Raw genomic sequence first — 3,389 nt, forward strand, 5'->3', positions numbered from 1 at the left:
GGTCTGATACTGTTTGACAATGTGGTAATTCCATTTGTAGACAAATATCCGACAGACACCAAGACTTACAGAATTATGAATACCAAGCCGGAGGAATCGGTGCAGAAGGAGGACGCAGTATAAAATGGCAGAAAAAAGACAGAAGAAGCAGGCAGTAAAGGCATTTGAAAAAGAGACATTTTCCAAGGATAAGGAAGTGACTGGAGCAAAACACACAGAACACAGGCAGGATAACACCTTTCCTACGGAAAATCATTTTCATGCCAATATGAAGCCTGTGAGCAATCTGCCAAGAGATGCGAACCATGGCAGTCATAGAAGAAACGCAACTTCTGGTCACAACGTCCAGAAGTTGGAAGCCGAAGCGGAAAAGGCATTCTTAAAGGAAAACAGTTTCATGCAGGAGGAACAGCCGGGGGATTCTGACAGCACGATGGAAAATGAGGTTCATGTCAGGGACACCTACCAACGGTCTGAGGAAAAAGGAAAATATCACAAAGGGCGTGTGCAGAGAGAACACGCACACAGAGAGCGTGCGAAGTCAGAAAATACAAAGCAGTCCGATTATGGAGATTTCCAGACAAAGGATGCCACATTTTCGCAGGGGCAGGCGGAAGAATTTACAGACCAAAAAGTACAGAAGGCTTTTGATAAGTCGGAAAAGAACCGCCGAAAGTTGCAGAAAGCAAAGGACAAGATGCCGACAAAGCGGCAGTATGAGATGAAGCGTGTCTTTGATGAACAGACCGGAAAAGCAAAGTATGTTGTGGTTCCGGTGGATGTGGAGAAGCCATTTAAACCGGATGGACTGGGAAAAACTGCGGTTCGCAAGCTCCAGACCGAAAATATGTATTTTGTGCATCGCAAGATTGCAGAGACAGAAAAGGATAATTCTGCTGTGGAGGGCGCACACAAGACGGAACAGCGAGCCGAGGATATTTACCACTATATGAAGTATCATCGCAAGAGCAAGGCACAGAGAAAGCGTGACCGCTTAGAACGATTGCACAAAAAACAGGTTACAGCGGATATGAAGCTGGAGTATGAGAAATTCATCAGTGAAAATCCACATCTAAAGGGCAACAGTCCAAAGAAGCAGTTGCAAAGGCAGCTACAGAAACAGCGTATCAAGCGTGAGTATGCCAAGGCAAGGCGGGCAGGAGCAGAAGCCAAGACTGCAAAGGAAACATTTACAAAGACAGCCAATGCTGCAACCGGGATTGCAAAGAAGTTACAGGAAATTGCCACGAAAAATAAAACACTGATTATCACAGTGGGTATTTTTGCACTTCTGCTCATTATGATCATGTCGGCACTATCAAGCTGCGGTTCCATGTTTACCGGAACTGTGACAACAACGATGGCAAGCACATATCTTAGCCTTCCGGCAGAGATTGATGCAGCAGATTTATCTTTTACAGAAAAGGAAATGGAACTGCAAAATAAGATTGACCGGATTGAAACTGATTATCCGGGATATGATGAATACGATTATAACCTTGGTGCAATCGGGCATGATCCGTACACACTGATCAGTTATCTTTCCGCAGTCCATACGGAATTTACTGCCGCAGGAATAGAGAGTGAGATTCAGGAATTATTTGATGCCATGTATTCACTCACTACCGAGGAAGTGGAGGAGACACGGACAAGGACAGTCACAAAGACCGGAACCAGAATAGTAACAAATCCGGACGGAACTACCCGTACCGAGGAATACGAGTATGAGGAGGAAGAAGAATATACCGTAACAATTCTTCGTGTCACACTTACGGTCACACCGCTTGAGAGCATTGTAGCCGGACGCATGGACAGCGAACAGACGGAAATTTTTGAAACCTATACGGAGACAAAAGGCGGCTTGCAGGTCTTTGCTTCTCCGATTGATTATTACTGGTATTACTATATCAGCAGTTATTATGGCTACCGGAAAAATCCAAACACAGGAGACGAGGAGATTCACAGGGGTGTGGATATAGCAGTACCGACTGGAACCATGGTACATGCAGCACATGACGGAACGGTTATGGAAGCGGCTTACGATTCCTATTATGGGAATTATGTGGTGATTACGGACAGTAAGGGATATACCACAAAATATGCCCACATGGACAGCTTAAATGTGTCCGCAGGACAGAGTGTCAAAAAGGGTGACGATATAGGCAAAAGCGGAAATACAGGAAGCAGTACCGGAAGCCACCTTCATATCGAATGTTTGTATAACGGGGAGTATTATAACCCGTTATTTTATTTTGAGGCAGGAGAGCAGACCATTTATGGGGAAACACCGGGCGGCACCGGAGGAGGAACCGGCAATGTGATACCACCGGAGTCCTATGACGATGCAACGGTGCAGACGCTTATGCGGGAAGCAAACAGGTATCTGGGAATGCCATATACTTTTGGCGGCACAGCTCCGGCAAGTTTTGACTGTTCCGGTTTTGTATGCTGGGTATTTTCAAACAGCGGCGTACATAACCTGCCAAGAACCACAGCACAGGGCATTTATGACCAGTGTACTTCGGTATCCGCATCGGAAGCAAAGGCAGGAGATCTCATATTTTTTACAAAAACTTATAATGCAGGGCGAACCGTCACACATGTTGGTATTTATTGTGGAAACGGTACGATGGTGCATTGTGGTGATCCAATCCAGTATACCTCAATCAATACCTCTTACTGGCAGAGCCATTTTTATGGTTTTGGAAGATTAAATTAGCGAAGGGAGGAAGATCAGTTGTCAGTAGAAAGAATCAATGCACAGCTTAAAAAGGTCAGAGAACAGATAGCACAGCTACAGGCAAAGGAAAAAGACCTTGCAGAGCAGAAACAGATGGCGGAGGATGCCGAAGCCATGAAGATCATTCGGAAATATAAAATCTCATCAGAGCGATTGCAGATGCTTAATAAGCTCAGTGAGGATGAAGTCAGAAATCTATTACAGAAACGGGAACAGGAAAAGGAGGATTCGACTAATGAAAAACAGGAGATTATCGGCTAGGGCAGTTGTGTCCTTTATGCTATCGGCAATACTTTTTTGTATGCCGATTGGGGCATTTTTTGCCAACAGGGCAAATACTGTGGAGGTTCATGCGGAGGATACCGCAGAGCAGAAAACAGAGAGTGTGGCAGAAGAAGGCAGTGCAGAAAGCACAGCGTCCGGCACTGATAACAAGGACTGTTCCGGTAGTGGAGAAAATCATACAGAGCAGTCCACGGAGAATACAACAGAAAATTCCACAGAAGGCACAACTGAGGAGACACAGCCTTCCGCAAAATGCACCTGCAAGGAAAAATGCAGTCAGTATGCAGTAGATGAAGATTGTGAGGTGTGTGCAAAGGATTACAAGGAATGTGCCTATATCAATCCGAGTGTAAAAATCACAATC

General features: G+C 45.2%; 2 protein-coding genes and 1 pseudogene. All 3 read left to right on the forward strand.

What is annotated here, in order from left to right:
- Positions 1–124 precede the first annotated feature (124 nt).
- On the forward strand, positions 125–2,719 hold the full coding sequence (locus H8S17_RS15690) for a CD1108 family mobile element protein (protein ID WP_186867858.1): 2,595 nt from the start codon (positions 125–127) through the stop codon (positions 2,717–2,719).
- Positions 2,720–2,737: 18 nt separating this feature from the next.
- The gene (locus H8S17_RS15695) at positions 2,738–3,001 is read left to right on the forward strand and encodes a DUF4315 family protein (RefSeq protein ID WP_186867859.1); all 264 of its coding nucleotides are present in this window, start codon (positions 2,738–2,740) and stop codon (positions 2,999–3,001) included.
- A pseudogene (locus H8S17_RS15700) lies at positions 2,976–3,389 on the forward strand (CD1107 family mobile element protein); the annotation flags it as partial. The gene H8S17_RS15695 and the pseudogene H8S17_RS15700, both read left to right, overlap by 26 nt.

This window comes from Roseburia zhanii, from assembly GCF_014287635.1.
GTDB lineage: Bacteria > Bacillota > Clostridia > Lachnospirales > Lachnospiraceae > Roseburia_B > Roseburia_B zhanii.

Coding starts and splice junctions, on each gene's coding strand:
- H8S17_RS15690 (WP_186867858.1), top strand. CDS start 125: ATGGCAGAAAAAAGACAGAAGAAGCAGGCAGTAAAGGCATTTGAAAAA.